The 15,778-nt window shown below is 72.9% G+C and carries 18 protein-coding genes; 2 read left to right on the forward strand and 16 right to left on the reverse strand.

Annotation, left to right across the window (positions count from 1 at the left end):
• Window positions 1–41: 41 nt before the first annotated feature.
• The 3 genes from GA0074704_RS25205 to GA0074704_RS25215 all read right to left on the reverse strand — a co-directional run bounded on the left by GA0074704_RS25205 (window position 42) and on the right by GA0074704_RS25215 (window position 2,274).
• Window positions 42–1,250, reverse strand: coding sequence for a DUF1015 family protein (locus tag GA0074704_RS25205; RefSeq protein ID WP_088972785.1), 1,209 nt, complete (start codon window positions 1,248–1,250; stop codon window positions 42–44).
• 80 nt (window positions 1,251–1,330) lie between these two features.
• Window positions 1,331–1,531, reverse strand: coding sequence for a hypothetical protein (locus GA0074704_RS25210; protein WP_157743793.1), 201 nt, complete (start codon window positions 1,529–1,531; stop codon window positions 1,331–1,333).
• Window positions 1,532–1,650: 119 nt separating this feature from the next.
• On the reverse strand, window positions 1,651–2,274 hold the full coding sequence (locus GA0074704_RS25215; RefSeq protein WP_088973964.1) for a mycothiol-dependent nitroreductase Rv2466c family protein: 624 nt from the start codon (window positions 2,272–2,274) through the stop codon (window positions 1,651–1,653).
• A gap of 221 nt (window positions 2,275–2,495) precedes the next feature.
• On the opposite strand from GA0074704_RS25215, the gene pepN reads away from it, so the two are divergent.
• Both pepN and GA0074704_RS25225 read left to right on the forward strand, forming a co-directional pair.
• A complete protein-coding gene (gene pepN / locus GA0074704_RS25220; RefSeq protein WP_088972787.1) occupies window positions 2,496–5,042 on the forward strand; it encodes an aminopeptidase N in 2,547 nt (848 codons plus the stop codon).
• Between the two features lie 85 nt (window positions 5,043–5,127).
• On the forward strand, window positions 5,128–5,691 hold the full coding sequence (locus tag GA0074704_RS25225) for a Uma2 family endonuclease (RefSeq protein WP_088973965.1): 564 nt from the start codon (window positions 5,128–5,130) through the stop codon (window positions 5,689–5,691).
• A 68-nt stretch (window positions 5,692–5,759) separates the two neighbouring features.
• On the opposite strand, the gene GA0074704_RS25230 is transcribed toward GA0074704_RS25225, so the two are convergent.
• From GA0074704_RS25230 to GA0074704_RS25290, 13 genes are all read right to left on the reverse strand, one after another.
• The gene (locus tag GA0074704_RS25230; RefSeq protein ID WP_088972788.1) at window positions 5,760–6,173 is read right to left on the reverse strand and encodes a DUF5130 family protein; all 414 of its coding nucleotides are present in this window, start codon (window positions 6,171–6,173) and stop codon (window positions 5,760–5,762) included.
• Window positions 6,160–6,462 carry an aa3-type cytochrome oxidase subunit CtaJ gene (gene ctaJ / locus GA0074704_RS25235; protein WP_446686035.1) on the reverse strand — a complete coding sequence of 101 codons (303 nt, stop codon included), beginning with the start codon at window positions 6,460–6,462 and terminating at the stop codon, window positions 6,160–6,162. The genes GA0074704_RS25230 and ctaJ overlap by 14 nt, the downstream gene beginning before the upstream one ends.
• A 55-nt stretch (window positions 6,463–6,517) precedes the next feature.
• The gene (locus GA0074704_RS25240; protein ID WP_088972790.1) at window positions 6,518–7,978 is read right to left on the reverse strand and encodes an amidase; all 1,461 of its coding nucleotides are present in this window, start codon (window positions 7,976–7,978) and stop codon (window positions 6,518–6,520) included.
• 56 nt (window positions 7,979–8,034) lie between these two features.
• Complete coding sequence (locus GA0074704_RS25245) at window positions 8,035–8,463, reverse strand: PIN domain-containing protein (protein ID WP_157743794.1); 429 nt, start codon at window positions 8,461–8,463, stop codon at window positions 8,035–8,037.
• Window positions 8,460–8,684, reverse strand: a complete 225-nt coding sequence (locus GA0074704_RS25250) for a type II toxin-antitoxin system VapB family antitoxin (RefSeq protein ID WP_046570842.1) — start codon at window positions 8,682–8,684, stop codon at window positions 8,460–8,462. Before GA0074704_RS25250 ends, GA0074704_RS25245 begins: the two co-directional genes overlap by 4 nt.
• A gap of 28 nt (window positions 8,685–8,712) precedes the next feature.
• Window positions 8,713–9,723, reverse strand: a complete 1,011-nt coding sequence (locus GA0074704_RS25255; protein ID WP_088972793.1) for an amidohydrolase family protein — start codon at window positions 9,721–9,723, stop codon at window positions 8,713–8,715.
• Complete coding sequence (locus GA0074704_RS25260) at window positions 9,723–10,247, reverse strand: 3-hydroxyanthranilate 3,4-dioxygenase (RefSeq protein ID WP_088972794.1); 525 nt, start codon at window positions 10,245–10,247, stop codon at window positions 9,723–9,725. The genes GA0074704_RS25255 and GA0074704_RS25260 overlap by 1 nt, the downstream gene beginning before the upstream one ends.
• Window positions 10,244–10,669 (reverse strand): RidA family protein, encoded by a 426-nt coding sequence (locus GA0074704_RS25265; RefSeq protein WP_088973966.1) that lies wholly within the window; start codon window positions 10,667–10,669, stop codon window positions 10,244–10,246. Before GA0074704_RS25265 ends, GA0074704_RS25260 begins: the two co-directional genes overlap by 4 nt.
• Before the next feature lie 69 nt (window positions 10,670–10,738).
• On the reverse strand, window positions 10,739–11,512 hold the full coding sequence (locus GA0074704_RS25270; RefSeq protein ID WP_088972795.1) for a 2-keto-4-pentenoate hydratase: 774 nt from the start codon (window positions 11,510–11,512) through the stop codon (window positions 10,739–10,741).
• Window positions 11,509–12,570, reverse strand: a complete 1,062-nt coding sequence (gene dmpG / locus GA0074704_RS25275) for a 4-hydroxy-2-oxovalerate aldolase (protein ID WP_088972796.1) — start codon at window positions 12,568–12,570, stop codon at window positions 11,509–11,511. The genes GA0074704_RS25270 and dmpG overlap by 4 nt, the downstream gene beginning before the upstream one ends.
• Window positions 12,567–13,496: an acetaldehyde dehydrogenase (acetylating) gene (locus tag GA0074704_RS25280; protein WP_088972797.1), complete on the reverse strand. Its 930-nt coding sequence runs from the start codon at window positions 13,494–13,496 to the stop codon at window positions 12,567–12,569. Before GA0074704_RS25280 ends, dmpG begins: the two co-directional genes overlap by 4 nt.
• On the reverse strand, window positions 13,493–14,290 hold the full coding sequence (locus tag GA0074704_RS25285) for a 2-keto-4-pentenoate hydratase (RefSeq protein WP_088972798.1): 798 nt from the start codon (window positions 14,288–14,290) through the stop codon (window positions 13,493–13,495). Before GA0074704_RS25285 ends, GA0074704_RS25280 begins: the two co-directional genes overlap by 4 nt.
• On the reverse strand, window positions 14,287–15,768 hold the full coding sequence (locus tag GA0074704_RS25290) for a 2-hydroxymuconic semialdehyde dehydrogenase (protein WP_088973967.1): 1,482 nt from the start codon (window positions 15,766–15,768) through the stop codon (window positions 14,287–14,289). Before GA0074704_RS25290 ends, GA0074704_RS25285 begins: the two co-directional genes overlap by 4 nt.
• Between the last annotated feature and the right edge of the window lie 10 nt (window positions 15,769–15,778).

Raw genomic sequence — 15,778 nt, forward strand, 5'->3', positions numbered from 1 at the left:
CCGCCGGGCCGCCGCGCGGGCGGCGACCCGGGGCGGATTCGTCACAGCGCCGGGCGCGGCAGCTCGGCCACCACGAGACCACCGCGGGCCTTCGGGGTGAACCAGGTGCTCTTGCGCGGCATCTTCTCCCGGGCCAGGTTCACCGCGACGAAGTCGTCCACGGTCACCGGGGCGATCAGGATCGCCAGCTCGGCCCGGCCCGCGTCGACCTCGCCGGTCAGCCAGGAGGCCGGGTAGTCGCCACCCACGTAGGTGATCCGCTTGTCACCCGGGTCCAGCCCGAGGGCGTCGCGCAGGACGATCCGCTCGACCAGGGCGTGGTCCAGGTTCTCCAGCCGGTCGCCGCCGACGTGCGGCAGGGTGACCGCGTACCCCTGGCCGGCGAGGTGCAGGTGCACGACGCCGCCGGTCGCCGGGACCTCGACCGGGCCGGTGGTCGCGGTGACCTCGGCCCCGGCGGCGCGGAGCCGGTCGAGCAGCTCCTCCGGGCTGCTGGTCAGCTCGCTGACCAGCCGGTTGTAGGGCTGGATCGCCACCGAGGCGGGCGTGGTGACCACCGCGAGGAAGCGGGGCAGGCCGCCGGTCTGCGCGGCCAGGCTGCGGTGGTTGCCGTCGGCCACCACCAGCTCGCCGCCGCCGGCCAACGCGGTCAGCTCGTCCTGCGCCGACCCGGGGCCCAGCAGCCAGATGGCGTGCGTCCGCCCCGACTGGTCGGTGTCGGTGGCGGCGGGCGCCCCGGCCGACTCGGCCGCCGCCGCGAGCGCGGCGTGCAGCTCGTCGCCCCGGCCGGTCTGGAGCAGGAGTACGGGTGAGAGCAGGTGCCCCAGCGCCTCGGCCAGGGCCACCCGCTCCCGCACCTTGGCGATGAAGACGTCCTCGTTGCGGATCACCAGCCCCGGCTCGTCGGCGCTGGTGGAGATCTGGTCGGTGTCGACCATGGCGAACAGCCCGTACGCCGGCTCCTCGCCCGGGGCGGTGATCCGGTAGAGCACCACCACCTGCTCGGCCGGGGTGTAGCTGCCGTCCGCCTTGGCCTCGGTGAGCCGGGCCACCGCGTCCGGGAGCGCGTCGAGGAAGGACTTCCCGAGGCTCTCCGGCGCCCGGTGGGGCATCTCGATGCCCAAAGCGCTGTGCGGGTTCTGCTCGATGATCGCGGTGATCTCCGCGTCGTCGGCGAACTCGTCGTAGTTCTGCGCGCCGGTGCCGCCAGTGGTGATCCAGGCCCGGGCGATCGGATGCACGACCGTCATGCCCGCTGACGCTACCCGCGCCGCCCCGCCGCCCGGCCACGGACCCGCGCGGCGTCCACCAGATGAAAGCAGGGGCCCGGTCAGCGCCTCCGGTGGACACCTCGGGCCGGGACCCGGGCGACTCCGACCACGATCGGCGGGGCCAGCAGGTCGACCAGCTCGGCGGGGAGGGACGGACGGACGGCGGGCCAGTCGGCCTCGGCCACGGACCAGTACGTCGTACCGGTGCCCACGGTCGCCGCCTCGCGCGGGTCGTCGTCGGGCATACGGTGCTTGGCCATCGGGAACGCCTCCACGGGCTGCGGGGATGCGGCCCCCGGTGGGCCGCCGCACGACATGAGGTGGAACGAGGCCCGCGCCACCGGGGTGACGCGGGCCTCGCGTGTCGGTGCGGTGCGCCTCAGTCGAAGATGGGCCCCTGCTCGCGGGTGCGCTTGAGCTCGTAGAAGCCGGGGGTGCCGGCGACCAGCAGGACGCCGTCGTAGAGCCGGCCCGCCGCCTCGCCCTTCGGGGCCGGGGTGATCACCGGGCCGAAGAAGGCGACCATCCGCCCGTCCGGTCCGGGGGCGTGCACCACCGGGGTGCCCACGTCGGTGCCGACCGGCCGCATGCCGGCCTCGTGGCTGGCCCGCAACGCCTCGTCGTACTCGGTGGAGTCGGCGGCGTCGGCGAGCGCCGGGTCGAGCCCGGCGTCGGTGAGCGCGGCGGCGAAGAGCTCGCGGCCCAGCTGCTCCTTGCCCAGGTGGATCCGGGTGCCGAGGGCGGTGTAGAGCTTGCGGACGGCGTCCGGCCCGTGCTGCTGCCCGACGGCGATGCAGACCCGTACCGGACCCCAGCCGGACTTCATCAGCTCCTGGTACTGCTCGGGCAGGTCCCGTCCCTCGTTCAGGACGGAGAGGCTCATGACGTGGAAGCGGATGTCCACGTCCCGGACCTGCTCGACCTCGAGCAGCCAACGGGAAGTGATCCACGCCCACGGACAGATCGGGTCGAACCACATGTCAACGGCGACACGCTCGGCCACGGTGAGGTCCCTTCGCGACGGGAGCGCCGGGATCCGGCGCCACTGCACCGATCCTCACCCCGCTCGGCATCGACCGGCACCGGAATGAGACCGTGACCTCGACCACCGACAGACGTGGTGCATGGAAGACTCGGTCCCGGGACGGCCCGCCACGAGCGGCCGACCGGGACACGCGGCGCCGCGCGGCGGCGGAAGTGGGATGGAGACGAAAAGTGCCGGGAGTGCGCAACCTGACCCAGGTGGAGGCGACCGAGCGGGCCCGCCTGCTCGACGTGACCGGGTACGACATCCGGCTGGACCTGTCGACCGCCGTGCAGGCCGACGCCGAGACCTTCCGCTCGGTCACCGAGGTCCGGTTCCGCTGCGCCGAGCCGGGCGCGAGCACCTTCATCGAGACGGCGGCCGAGTCGGTACGGTCGGCCACCCTCAACGGCACCCCGCTCGACCTGTCCGACTGGTCGGCCGAGAAGGGCCTCACCCTGCCCGGTCTGGCGGCGGAGAACACGCTGGTCGTCGACGCGGACTTCGCGTACTCCAGCAGCGGGCAGGGTCTGCACCGCACGGTCGACCCGGTGGACGGCGAGACCTATCTCTACAGCCAGTTCGAGACGGCGGACGCCCAGAAGGTCTTCGCCTGCTTCGACCAGCCCGACCTGAAGAGCGTCTACACCTGGCACGCCACCGTCCCGGAGCACTGGCGGGTGGTGTCCAACATGCCGGTGCAGCGCGAGGAGCCGGCCGGTGAGGGGTCGAAGACCGTCCACTTCACCGAGTCGGCCCGGATGAGCACCTACATCACCGCGCTCTGCGCCGGGCCGTACCACGAGGTGCGGGACAGCCACGACGGCATCGACCTGGGCGTGTTCTGCCGGGCCTCGATGGCCCCCCACCTCGACTCCGACGACCTGTTCCTGATCACCAAGCAGGGCTTCGACTTCTTCCACGAGAAGTTCGGGGTGCGCTACCCGCTGCCCAAGTACGACCAGCTCTGGGTGCCGGACTTCAACGCCGGCGCGATGGAGAACTTCGGCTGCGTCACGCACGCCGAGTCGCACTACCTCTTCCGCTCGCAGGTCACCGACTACGAGTACGAGCAGCGGGCCAACACCATCCTGCACGAGCTGGCCCACATGTGGTTCGGTGACCTGGTCACCATGCGCTGGTGGAACGACCTGTGGCTGAACGAGTCGTTCGCCGAGTGGGCCAGCCACTGGTGCAACACCCACGCCACCCGGTTCACCGAGGCGTGGACGACGTTCCTGTCGATCCGCAAGAACTGGGGCTACCGGCAGGACCAGCTCTCCTCCACCCACCCGGTCTACACCGAGATGCCGGACCTGGCGGCCGTCGAGGTCAACTTCGACGGCATCACGTACGCCAAGGGCGCCAGCGTCCTCAAGCAGCTGGTGGCGTACGTCGGCGAGGAGCCGTTCGTGGCCGGTCTGCGGGCGTACTTCGGCAAGCACGCCTGGGGCAACGCCACCTTCGACGACCTGCTCACCGAGCTGGAGGCGGCGTCGGGCCGGGAACTGCGCAAGTTCGCCGCGCAGTGGCTGGAGACCGCGCAGGTCAACACGCTGCGTCCGGAGGTGACCATCGGCGCCGACGGCACGTACGAGCGGGTGCTGGTCCGCCAGGAGGCGCCGACCGGATACCCGACGCTGCGTACCCACCGGATCGGCGTGGGCCTGTACGACCTGACCGACGGGCGGCTGGTGCGGCGGGAGCGGCACGAGGTCGACGTCGCCGGTGAGGCCACCGAGCTGTCCGTGCTGCACGGGGTGCGCGCCGCCGACGTGCTGCTGCTCAACGACGAGGACCTGACGTACGCCAAGCTGCGGCTGGACGAGCGGTCGATGGCGACCGTGGTCCAGCACATCGCCGGCCTCGACTCGTCGCTGGCCCGGGCGCTGTGCTGGACGGCCGCCTGGGACATGGTCCGCGACGCGGAGCTGGCCGCCCGGGACTACGTGGCGCTGGTGCTGGCCGGGCTGCCCGCCGAGACCGACATCAACCTGGTGACCGCGACCCTGCGCCAGGCCGCCGCCGCGCTCTCCGCGTACGCGGACCCGGCGTGGGAGCCGACCGGCTGGGCGCAGCTGGCCCGCACCTCCCGCGACGCGCTCGCCGCCGCGGAGCCGGGCAGCGGTTTCCAGCTCGCCTGGGCCCGCGCGTACGCCGCCTCGGCCCGCTCCGACGAGGACCTGGCCGTGCTGCGCGGCTGGCTCGCCGGCGAGGGGGTGCCGGCCGGCCTGACCGTGGCCACCGAGCTGCGCTGGACCGTCCTGCAGGCGTTGGTGGCCAACGGTGCCGCCGGCGCGGCGGAGATCGACGCCGAGCTGGCCGCCGACCGGACGGCCAGCGGTGAGCGGGAGGCCGCGTACGCCCGGGCGCTGATCCCCACCGCCGAGAACAAGGCGGCCGTCTGGGCGGAGCTGACCGGCCCGCGGCAGCTGCCGAACTGGCGGCAGCGGGCGCTGTTGCAGGGCTTCACCCACCCGACGCAGGTCGAGCTGGTCGCCCCGTACGGCGAGCAGTACTTCGCCACCGTCGCGCGAATCTGGGCCAGCCGGGACAGCGAGCCGGCGCAGGAGTTCGCCCTGCTGGCGTACCCGGGCCACCTGGTCACCGACGAGACGGTCGCCGCGACGGACGCCTTCCTGGCCGGCGAGGGACACCCGGGGCCGCTGCGCCGGCTGGTCGCCGAGGGCCGCGACGGGGTGCTCCGGGCGCTGAAGGCCCGGGCGAAGGACGCGCAGAGCGCCTGACGACAAGGGGCACGGCCCGGGGCCGGCGTGGGTGGAAGCCCACGCCGGCCCCGGGCCGTTATCGTGAGCGGAGGAGGTGGACGTGATGGCACAGCCGACCTACGAGTGGCGCCCACCGGAGCGGGGCTGGCGGGAGCAGGACCTGTTCGACCTGCCCGAGGACGGGAACCGCTACGAGGTCATCGACGGGAGCCTGCACGTGACCCCACCCGCAGGGCCGGACCACCACGAGTTGGCCGACGACATCCGGATGGCACTGCGGCAGGCCGCCCCGGCAGGCTGGCGCGTCATCCGGGACATCGGGGTGCGGATCCCGGACGGGAACCTGATTCCCGACATCACCGTGGTGAAGCCGGGGGCGCCCAGGGGCCAGCTGTGGACGGATGCGGCGGACGTCGCGCTCGTCGTCGAGGTGGAGTCGCCGAACAGCCGCCGGCACGACCGGTTCATCAAGCCCGCCCTCTACGCCGAGGCCGGCATCCCGCACTACTGGCGCGTGGAGCGGGGCGACTTCGGCCCGGTCGTCTACCGCTACCAGCTCGTCAAGGACGTCCACTACGACCTGCTCGGCACGGTCGGCCCGGACGACCCGGTGCAGGTCGACGAGCCGTGGCCGATGCGGCTGGACCCGAGCGCCTGGCCGCGCTGACCCCCGGCACACGACAAGGCCCGGCCCGCGGAAACCGCGGACCGGGCCTGTTTCGTACGGGAGTGGGCTCAGCCCTTGCCGGCGTGGCTGGCGAGCTGGTCGAGGCCGTTGATGATGCCGCCGGCCAGGTCGCCGCCGCCGAAGGCGGCCACCATGCTCAGCGCGGCCAGCTTGGCGTAGGTGTCCGGGATGCGCTTGCGGGCGTACCTGCCGGTGACGATCTCCAGCTGGCGCTGGTTCGGGGAGACCGCGATGAGCACGGACTTGTCCGGCTCGGCGAGCTGGCGGTGCAGCCGCCCGGCGTGCTCCCGGATCGGCTCGTCGAGGCCGCCGACGTAGACCGAGAAGACCAGCCCGGTGCCCTGGTCGGCCAGGCGCAGGGCCTCGTCGATCCGCAGCAGCTGGCGGGTCGAGAACGGACCGTCGAGCACCGCGGGCGGGGTGCCCGTCCCGGCCTCGGCCTGCTTCTCACCAACGGTCACTTGCGCCTCCGGTTCCCCCGGCCGGCGCCTCGATGCCGGCCTGCTCCTGCTTGCGGCTGGTCAGCGCGGGCGCCTGCGCCCCCGCGGCCAGGGCGGTGCCGGCCGAGTCGGCCAACTGCTCCGGGCGGCCCAGGAACCAGACCGGAGTGAAGTCGAAGCGGCGGCCCGGCCGGTAGCGCTTGGCGCCACCGTTGCTGCCGCGGTTGCCGGCGAACACCAGTCCGGCGATCACCAGCACGACGGCCGCCGGGATGCCGACGAAGATCAGCAACGTCTCGGTAACAGACAATCCCAACGCCCCCAGGCGGAAGAGAGACCAGGAATTTTCCGGGTCGGATGGACGATCATGACATCGGCCGCCCGACTCCGCTTGTATTCACGTTAGCGGAGTCGACCGCCCGCCAGATTGCGGGGTGGTGATCCCATCCGTCACTCGCGTGCTCGATCTGCGCGGCGACACCGAGCAGTTCGGCGTCCCCGCCGTACCGGCCGGTGAGCAGCACCCCCACCGGCAGGCCCTCGGCGGTGCGGCCGACGGGCAGGGAGACGGACGGTTGTCCTGTCAGGTTGAACACGGCGCAGTACGGCGAGAACTTCCGCTGCCGGTCGAAATCCTCCGCCGGGTCGACCTCGGTGAACCAGCCGACCGGCGCCTGCGGCGCGGCGAGGGTCGGGCAGAGCAGCAGGTCACAGCCGGCGGTGCGGCGGGCGCCGAGGCGTACCTGGCTCTGCAGCTCACCGAGGGCGGACATCAGGGCGCCCGCGCCGATCGCGGCGCCCCGGGCACGGAGGAAGCGGGTCAGCGGCAGCAGGTCCCGCTCGCGCTCGGGCGGCACCGGGGCGAGCGCGAGGACGTACCAGACGGTCTCGAAGAGCGGCCAGACCGCCGGCCCGACCGGCGGGTCCACCTCCACCACCTCGTGACCGGCGGCGGTGAGCAGCGCGGCGGCCCGGTCCACGGCGGCGACGCAGTCCGGGTGGACGGGCGTGTCGGCGAGCATCGGCGCGGTGAACCGGCCGATCCGCAGCGGGCCCGGCGCGGCGGCCCGCACCGCGCCCAGGTGACCGCCGGCCGGCACCGCCGGCGGCAGGTAGGGCTCGCCGGGCACCGGCTGGGCCAGCACGTCGAGCAGCGCGGCCACGTCGGCGACGGTCCGGCCGATCGGCCCGTTGGTGGGCAGGCCGAAGGCGCCGAAGCCGAGCGGCCCGCCGGAGACCAGGCCGCGGCTGGGCTTGTGGCCGACCAGGCCGCACAGGGCCGCCGGGATGCGCAGCGAGCCGCCGCCGTCGGAGCCCTGGGCCACCGGCACCAGGCCCGCGGCGACCGCGGCGGCCGCGCCTCCGCTGGACCCACCCGCGGTGTACGCCAGGTGCCACGGATTACGGGCCGGTGGCGCCACCCGCCCCTCGGAGTAGAGCGAGCAGCCCAGCTCCGACGTGCTGGTCTTGCCGAGGCTGACCAGTCCGGCGGCGGTCATGAAGCGGACCACGTCGGCGTCGACCGGCGGTACGAAGTCGGCGAAGGCGGCCGAGCCGAAGGTGGTGCGTACCCCGGCGGTGAGGGTCAGGTCCTTGATCGCGGTCGGTACGCCGTGCAGCGGTCCCCGTCGCTCGGCGGGGGTGGCGTCGGCGGCGCGGGCGGCGGCGCGGGCGCGGTCCGGGGTGACGGTGACGAAGGCGCCGACGGTGTCGGCGAGCGCGTCGACCCGGCGCAGGTGGTGATCGACCAGCTCTGCGCTGGACAGCTCCCCGCGGGCGATCGCGGCGGCCTGCTCCAGCGCGGTCAGGTCGTGCGGCTCGGCCATCCCCCCATCCTGCCCGCTCGAACCGGACGCAGCCGGTCCGACACAGCCTCGACCCATCAGGTCAGAGTGCCTGCCGGGGAGACCCATTCGCTGTGCGGCCCACCGACGTCGCTGATCAGATCGAAGTCGCGGTCGTAGTGCAGGACCATCGCCGAGTACTCCGCAGCCGTGGCAGCGACCAGGACGTCGACCGGACTCGCGGCGCGGTGGTGGCCTCTGGCAGTCAGCGCCAGTTGCAGATCCCGCGCCCTGGTCGCCACGGCCGGAGTGATAGGAAGGTCGATCATCAGCTCCGCGCGGCGGGTGCGCACGGTCATGGCTTCCCTGAAGTCGCGGGCACTTCGCCCACTCTCGAGATCAAGCGGCACGCAGGTCGCCGCGAGCCGTTCCTCGATGACTGCCATGATCCGTTTGGCGACGGTCGGCTGGCGGAGGCGGCCCCAGGCCGAAGTGTCGATGAGGTAGAGCCCGGCCGGCAGGATCACGCGGCGTCCTGCTCGCCGCGCGGCGTCTTGTCGTCCTCGAGCAGGCCGGTCCAGTCCTGCTCGCTGGAGATCGCAATCAGCTCCCGGATGGCCTCCATCCGCTCACTTCGCTCGGCCACCAGCCGGAGGGCAGCATGGATCGTGTCCTTCTTGCTCTTGGTGCCCAGCTCGCGGCGGGCACGCTCGAGCAGCTCGTCATCAAGATCGATCACAGTCTTCACGAGCCGAATATACATCGACCAAAGGCCCTTATATACCCGACTCGCCGAGGAAGCGCAGGGCGTTGCCGCCGAGCAGCGCGGCGCGCTGGTCGGCGGTGAGGAAGTCGGAGCGGTGCACCACGTCGCCGACCGGCCGCTCCCCCAGCGGGTACGGGTAGTCGCTGCCCACCAGCACCCGGTCGGCGCCCATGGTGTCCACCAGCAGCCGCAGCGCGGCCGGGGTGAAGACCACCGAGTCGACGCTGAACCGGTCGACGTACGAGCTGGGTGGGGCGCTGGACGCGCCGCGTACCAGGTCGCCGCGGCGGTGCCAGGCGTTGTCGGCGCGGCCCAGCCAGAACGGGAAGCTGCCGCCGCCGTGCGCGAAGCAGATCCGCAGCGTGTCGGGGACCTTGTCGAAGACCCCGCCGAGGATCAGGGCCAGCACCGACAGGTGGGTCTCGGCGGGCATCCCGGTCAGCCAGCGGGCCATCCAGCGGTCCAGCCGGGGACCGCCCGGCATGTCCCAGGGGTGCACGAAGACCGGCGCCCCCACCCGGGCGCAGTGGGTCAGGAACTCCACGATGCCGCCGTCGTCCAGGTCGCGGTCGCCGACGTGGTTGCCGATCTCCACCCCGGCGTGCCCGGCGGCCAGACAGCGGTCCAGCTCGGCGCAGGCCAGGTCGGCGTCCTGCAACGGCACCTGGCAGAACGGCACCAGCCGGTCGCCGCCGCCGGCGGTGACCTCCAGGGTGAGGTCGTTGAAGATGCGGGCCACCTTCACCGCCTGGTCGGCCGGGCGGTCGTAGGAGAAGAAGACCGGGGTCGGCGAGACCACCTGCACGTCCACGCCGTCGGCGGCCATGTCGGCGAGCCGGGTGCCGGCGTCCCAGCACTCGGCGCCGACCGGCCGGAACTCCGCCTCCCCCACCATGATCATCGCGGCGCGTTCGGAGTCCAACCGCAGCCACGGCCAGCCGGCCCCGCCGCAGGCCGCGGCGAGGTCCGGCCATCCCCTGGGTACGACGTGCGTGTGCACGTCCACCACCGGACCCGTCATCAGCCCTTGCCCGGGTGCAGCGTGCCGCAGTTGCCGCAGGTGCGGGCCTTGTCGTCGGCGTAGAAGTCGGCGAAGACCGGCGGCAGGTCGGCGGCGATGTCCCGCACCTGGAGTTCCACCTCGTGCACCTTGTGGTGGCACCGCGGGCAGTACCACTGGAACTTCTCCAGGGTGCCCTCCTCGCGGACCCGTTCGATCACCATGCCGATCGAGCCGGCCTCCGGCCGCTGCGGGGAGTGCGGGGTGTTGCGCGGCAGCATCCACATCTGCCCCTCGCGCACGTGCACCGTACGCGGACCGTCGGGCAGCATCAGGTTGACGTGCATGTTGCCCTTGACCTGGTAGAAGAACTCCTCGTACGGGTCGACGTGGAAGTCGGTGCGCTGGTTCGGGCCGCCCACCACCATGACGATGAAGTCGTCGCTGCCGGGGAGCATCTCCTTGTTGCCCACCGGCGGCTTCAACAGGTGCTGGTTCTCGGCGATCCAGCCCGGAAAGCTGAACGGCTCGGCGATCTCACTCATGACGGACCTCCCGACGGCATCAGGGCGACGGCCTGCATCTCGATCAGCAGGTGCGGGTGCGGCAACTGGTGCACCGCCACCGTGGTCCGGGTCGGCCCGGCCACGTCGAAGAACTCCCCCCACACCTCGTTGTAACCCCCGAAGTCGTTCATGTTGACCAGGTAACTGGTGACCTGAACCAGGTCACCCAGGTCGGCGCCGACCGAACGCAGCAGATCGCGGATGTTCTCCACCACCGCCCGGGTCTGCGCCCGGATGTCGAGGTCCGTGGTGCCGAACTCGTCCACCGACACCCCCGCGAACGTGTTGTCGGGCCGCCGCGACGACGTACCGGAGACGAAGACGAAGCCCCCCGCGACCTTGACGTGCGGAAACGCCCCCCGCGGCACCGCCTTCCCGGCCACCACCCTGCTGTCAGCCATGCCCAGCACCCCCCACCGACGCGTGGACGCCAGCCACGACAGGGGTTCCGGGCAGCCCCACCCACTCACTCACGACGAAGCCTTCAAGGAACAGCTGCCGAGCTTCTCGACCACGGCACGAACATGGGAACCGGGACGCAGCGGCACCGCGGCCGTCGCCGCGCCGGCCAGGAAGAGCCAACCCGACCGCAGCCGCACCCCGTGCCGCCCCGCCAGCCGGATCCCCTCGTCCAGCGCCCGGCGCGGGTCGCCGAGGATCGCCGCCGTCGACCCGACCTGGGCCACCCGCCCGTCGACCTCCAGCAGCACGCCGAGGTTGTCCAACCCGTCCGGCACCGGCGACCACGGTCCGACCACGAACGCCGCCGCCGAGGTGTTGTCGGCCACGACGTCCGGCAGGGAGAAGGTGAAGTTCGCGTACCGGGAGTCGATCAGCTCGATCGCCGGGGCGACCGCGCGGACCGCGTCGGTGAACGCGCCGAGCGGTTCGCCGGGCTCGGGGAGCCGGTCCAGCAGGAACGCCACCTCCGGCTCGACCCGGGGGTGGATGAAGTCGCCGTGCTCGACGGTGCCGCCGTCGGGGACCCGCATCGAGTCGGTGAGCCGGCCCCAGATCACCTCGTCGACGCCGACCTGAGCCATCTTGGCCTTGCTGGTCAGCCCCATCTTCAGCCCGACCAGCCGCTCACCCCGGTCGAGGCGGCGCTGCACCAGGGCGGTCTGCACCGCGTACGCGGCGTCGACGTCGAGGCCGGTCTCGGCGGCGAGCTGCGGAATGGCGGTGGCGCCGTCGGCCGCCGCGCCCAGCTTCTCGGCGATCCCCGCGACGTCCGGCCCGATCATGAGTTCTCCTTACCGGCGAGGTCGAGTGCCACGTCCACGATCATGTCCTCCTGGCCGCCGACCATCCGGCGTCGGCCCAGCTCGACCAGGATCGACCGGACGTCCACGCCGTAGCGCGCCGACGCCCGTTCGGCGTGCCGGAGGAAGCTCGAGTAGACGCCCGCGTACCCGAGGGAGAGGGTCTCCCGGTCGACCTGGACCGGCCGGTCCTGGAGTGGCCGGACGACGTCGTCGGCGGCGTCCATCAGCGCGAACACGTCGCAGCCGTGCTTCCAGCCGTGCAGTTCCGCGACCGCCACGAAGACCTCCAGCGGGGCGTTGCCGGCGCCCGCGCCCATGCCGGCCAGCGAGGCGTCCACCCGGACGGTCCGGCCGTGCGGCGCGTCCGCGCCGGCCGGACCGGAGCCGAGGACGCGGCCGTGCTCGACCGCGAGCACGCTGTTCGCCACCCCGAGCGACAGGTTGTGGTGGGCGTGGATGCCGATCTGCGTCTCCGGTTCCAACACCTGCCGGTACGCGTCGACCCGCGCCGCCACGTCGGACATCAGCAGGCGGCCCCCGGAGTCGGTGACGTAGACGCAGTGCGCCCCGTACGACTCCATCAGCTTGGCCTGGGCGGCCAGCCCTGCCGGATCATTCATGTGCGACATCATCAGGAACCCGGAGACGTCCATGCCGTTCTCGCGGGCCCAGGAGATGTGCTGGGCGGAGATGTCCGCCTCGGTGCAGTGGGTGGCGATCCGGACGCTGGTCACCCCGAGCGCCTTCGCCGCCCTCAGGTCGGCGATGGTGCCGATGCCGGGCAGCAGCAGGGTGGTGAGCTTCGCGCTGGTCAGCACCTCGGCGGCGGCGGCGATCCAGTCGGCGTCGGCGGCGGCGCCGTGGCCGTAGTTGACGCTGGAGCCGGCGAGGCCGTCGCCGTGCGCCACCTCGATGGCGGCCACCCCGGCCGCGTCCAGCGCGGCGGCGATGGTCCGCACCTGGTCGACGGTGTAGCGGTGGGCGATGGCGTGCATGCCGTCGCGCAGCGTCACGTCCTGGATGTATAGATCGGTCATCGGGCGGCCACCTCTCGAAGCGCGACCAGGCGCTCGGCGGTGCGCAGCGCGGCCGAGGTCATGATGTCCAGGTTCCCGGCGTACGCGGGCAGGTAGTGCCCGGCGCCGGAGACCTCCAGGAAGACCGAGACCTGGAGTCCGGTGAAGTGCCGCCCCAGCACCGGCGCGTACGTGTCGACCCGGTCGAACTGCACGTCCTGTTTGAGCCGGTAGCCCGGGACGTACTCCTGGACGGTCTTCACCATGTCCGCCACCGAGGCGGCGATCGCCTCCCGGTCGGCGTCGGCGTCCGGGCAGAGGCAGTAGACGGTGTCGCGCATCAGCAGCGGCGGGTCGGCCGGGTTCAGCACGATGATCGCCTTGCCGCGTTCCGCGCCACCGACCACCTCGATGGCCCGGGCCGTCGTCTCGGTGAACTCGTCGATGTTGGCCCGGGTGCCCGGGCCCGCCGACTTCGAGGCGATCGAGGCGACGATCTCCCCGTACGCGACCGGGGTGACCCGGCCGACGGCGTGCACGATCGGCACGGTGGCCTGCCCGCCGCAGGTCACCATGTTGACGTTCGGTTCGTGCAGGTGCTCGTCCAGGTTGACCGGGGGCACCACGTACGGGCCGATGGCCGCCGGGGTCAGGTCGACAACGGTCCGGCCGTGCGCCCGCAGTACCTCGTCGTGCCGCCGGTGGGCGCCGGCCGAGGTGGCGTCGAAGACCAGTTCGACGTCGGCGAACTCGGGCATCGCCACGAGGCCGTCGACGCCCTCGGCGGTGGTGGCCACGCCGAGCCGCCGGGCCCGGGCGAGGCCGTCGGAGTCCGGGTCGATGCCGGCCATCGCCACCATCCGCAGGCTGCCACTCAGCCGCAGCACCTTGATCATCAGGTCGGTGCCGATGTTGCCCGAACCCAGCACCGCCACGCCGACAGTCATGATGCCTCCCGGGAGAAACAGGTCCGGACCGAGCCCAGCCCGGAGATCCGGGCCTCGTACGCGGCGCCGGGCGTCACCGGCACCATCGGGCCGAGCGCCCCGGAGAGCACCACGTCCCCGGCGCGCAGCGGGTCACCGGCGCGGGCCATGGTCCCGGCCAGCCAGGCCAGGGCGTGCAGCGGGTTGCCCAGGCAGGCCGCCCCCGCGCCGACCGACACCGGCTCCCCGGCGTGTTCCAGAACCATCCCGCACAACCGCAGGTCCACGTCGGCGAGCCGGCGCGGCGTGGTGCCGAGCACGAAGAGCCCGCTGGAGGCGTTGTCCGCCACGGTGTCCACGATGGAGATGTCCCAGCCGGCGATCCGCGAGTCGACGATCTCGATGGCCGGCAGCACGTGGTCCACCGCCCGGACCAGGTCGACGGTGGTGGCCCGCTCGTCGGTCAGGCCCGCGCCGAGCACGAAGGCGATCTCCGCCTCCACCCGGGGCTGGAGCAGCCGGTCGACCGGCACCTCCACGCCGTCGCCGACCGCCATCACGTCGGTCAGCACCCCGAAGTCGGGCTGGAAGACCCCGAAGGCCTCCTGCACCGAGCGGGAGGTCAGCCCGATCTTCGCGCCCACCCGGCGCTCCCCCCGGTCCGACCAGGCCCGGGCCTGGCGCCGCTGCACCCGGTACGCGGACTCGACGTCCCCCTCGGGCAGCAGCCGCCCGCGCAGCGGTGGGCAGGGCTTGCCGCTCTCCCGGGCCTCGGTGAGTTCCCGGGACGCGGCTTCGATGTCGACAGTCGTCATGAGAGGTCCACGCAGACGTTGGTGAGTTCGGAGTAGAAGTCGAGCGAGTGCACGCCACCCTCCCGGCCGATCCCGGACGCCTTCACCCCGCCGAACGGGGTACGCAGGTCGCGCAGGAACCAGGTGTTCACCCAGACGATGCCGGCGTCCAGCCGGACCCCGGCCCGGTGCGCCCGGCCCACGTCCCGGGTCCAGACGGTCGCCGCGAGGCCGTACTCGGTGCCGTTGGCCAGCGCGTACGCCTCATCCTCGTCGTCGAAGGGCGCGACGTGCACGACCGGGCCGAAGATCTCCTCGGTGTTGGTCCGGGCGTCCGGGCCCAGCCCGGTCAGCACGGTCGGCTGCACGTACGCGCCGCCGTCGCGGGCGTCGCCGAAGCGTGGCACCCCGCCCCCGGCGACCACCTCGGCGCCCTCGACGCGGGCCAGCTCGTAGTGGCCGAGCACCTTGTCCCGGTGCCCGTGCGAGATGAGCGGCATGTTCGCCGTGGCCTCGTCGGCCGGCCAACCGTACGCCAGCTCGCCGGCCCGCTTCGCCAGCCGCGCGGTGAACTCCTCGAAGACCGGCCGCTGCACGTAGATCCGCTCGGTGCAGAGGCAGACCTGGCCGCCGTTGGTGAAGCTGGACCGGACCGAGCCGGCGACCGCCGCGTCCAGGTCGGCGTCGGCGAAGACCAGGCCCGCGTTCTTGCCGCCCAGCTCGAAGCTCACCGCCTTCACCCCGTCGGCGGCGGCGCGCATGATGGCGCTGCCGGTGGCCGACTCGCCGGTGAAGGTGATCGCGTCGACGCCGGGGTGTCGGGTGAGGAACTCCCCGGCCGAGTCCGGGCCGAAGCCGTGCACCAGGTTGAACACCCCGTCGGGTACGCCCGCGGCGGCCATCACCTCGGCGAGCAGGGTGGCCGACGCCGGGGTCTCCTCGCTGGGCTTCACCACGACCGCGTTGCCGCAGGCCAGCGCCGGGGCGACCTTCCAGGTGAGCAGCAGCAGCGGCAGGTTCCACGGCACGACGACCGCGACCACGCCGACCGGCTTGCGGACCGCGTAGTTCAGCGCCCGGCCGCCGGTCGGGGTGACCGTGGTGAACGACTCGGTCGGCGCGGTCGCCACGATCTCGGCGAACGCCCGGAAGTTGGCCGCGCCGCGCGGGACGTCGAGCGTACGGGCCTGGGAGATCGACTTGCCGGTGTCGGCGACCTCGGCGGCGACCAGGTCGTCGAAGCGGCGTTCCAGCTCGTCGGCGACCCGGCGCAGCACCTCGGCCCGCTCCCGCTCCCCCATCCGGCCCCACGGGCCGCGCAACGCCGCCCGGGCCGCGGCGACCGCGTCGTCCACCGTGGCGGCGTCCGCCTCGGCGACCTCGAAGACCGGCTCGCCGGTGACCGGGCTGCGCTTGGTGAACGGTCGGCCCGCGTCGACGAACTCGCCGCCGACGAAGTTGCGCAGCAGGCCCGGCCCGTCCGGCGCGGTGCCGGCCATCAGCCGCGGA

The sequence above is a fragment of the Micromonospora siamensis genome, assembly GCF_900090305.1.
GTDB classification, from domain to species: domain Bacteria; phylum Actinomycetota; class Actinomycetes; order Mycobacteriales; family Micromonosporaceae; genus Micromonospora; species Micromonospora siamensis.

Bases quoted from the DNA above. Each gene is read 5' to 3' on its own strand.
- GA0074704_RS25205 (WP_088972785.1), bottom strand. From the start codon at position 1,250: ATGACGGTCGTGCATCCGATCGCCCGGGCCTGGATCACCACTGGCGGC.
- GA0074704_RS25210 (WP_157743793.1), bottom strand. From the start codon at position 1,531: ATGGCCAAGCACCGTATGCCCGACGACGACCCGCGCGAGGCGGCGACC.
- GA0074704_RS25225 (WP_088973965.1), top strand. From the start codon at position 5,128: ATGGCACAGCCGACCTACGAGTGGCGCCCACCGGAGCGGGGCTGGCGG.
- GA0074704_RS25240 (WP_088972790.1), bottom strand. From the start codon at position 7,978: ATGGCCGAGCCGCACGACCTGACCGCGCTGGAGCAGGCCGCCGCGATC.
- GA0074704_RS25255 (WP_088972793.1), bottom strand. From the start codon at position 9,723: ATGACGGGTCCGGTGGTGGACGTGCACACGCACGTCGTACCCAGGGGA.
- GA0074704_RS25260 (WP_088972794.1), bottom strand. From the start codon at position 10,247: ATGAGTGAGATCGCCGAGCCGTTCAGCTTTCCGGGCTGGATCGCCGAG.
- GA0074704_RS25265 (WP_088973966.1), bottom strand. From the start codon at position 10,669: ATGGCTGACAGCAGGGTGGTGGCCGGGAAGGCGGTGCCGCGGGGGGCG.
- GA0074704_RS25270 (WP_088972795.1), bottom strand. From the start codon at position 11,512: ATGATCGGGCCGGACGTCGCGGGGATCGCCGAGAAGCTGGGCGCGGCG.
- dmpG (WP_088972796.1), bottom strand. From the start codon at position 12,570: ATGACCGATCTATACATCCAGGACGTGACGCTGCGCGACGGCATGCAC.
- GA0074704_RS25280 (WP_088972797.1), bottom strand. From the start codon at position 13,496: ATGACTGTCGGCGTGGCGGTGCTGGGTTCGGGCAACATCGGCACCGAC.
- GA0074704_RS25285 (WP_088972798.1), bottom strand. From the start codon at position 14,290: ATGACGACTGTCGACATCGAAGCCGCGTCCCGGGAACTCACCGAGGCC.
- GA0074704_RS25290 (WP_088973967.1), bottom strand. From the start codon at position 15,768: ATGGCCGGCACCGCGCCGGACGGGCCGGGCCTGCTGCGCAACTTCGTC.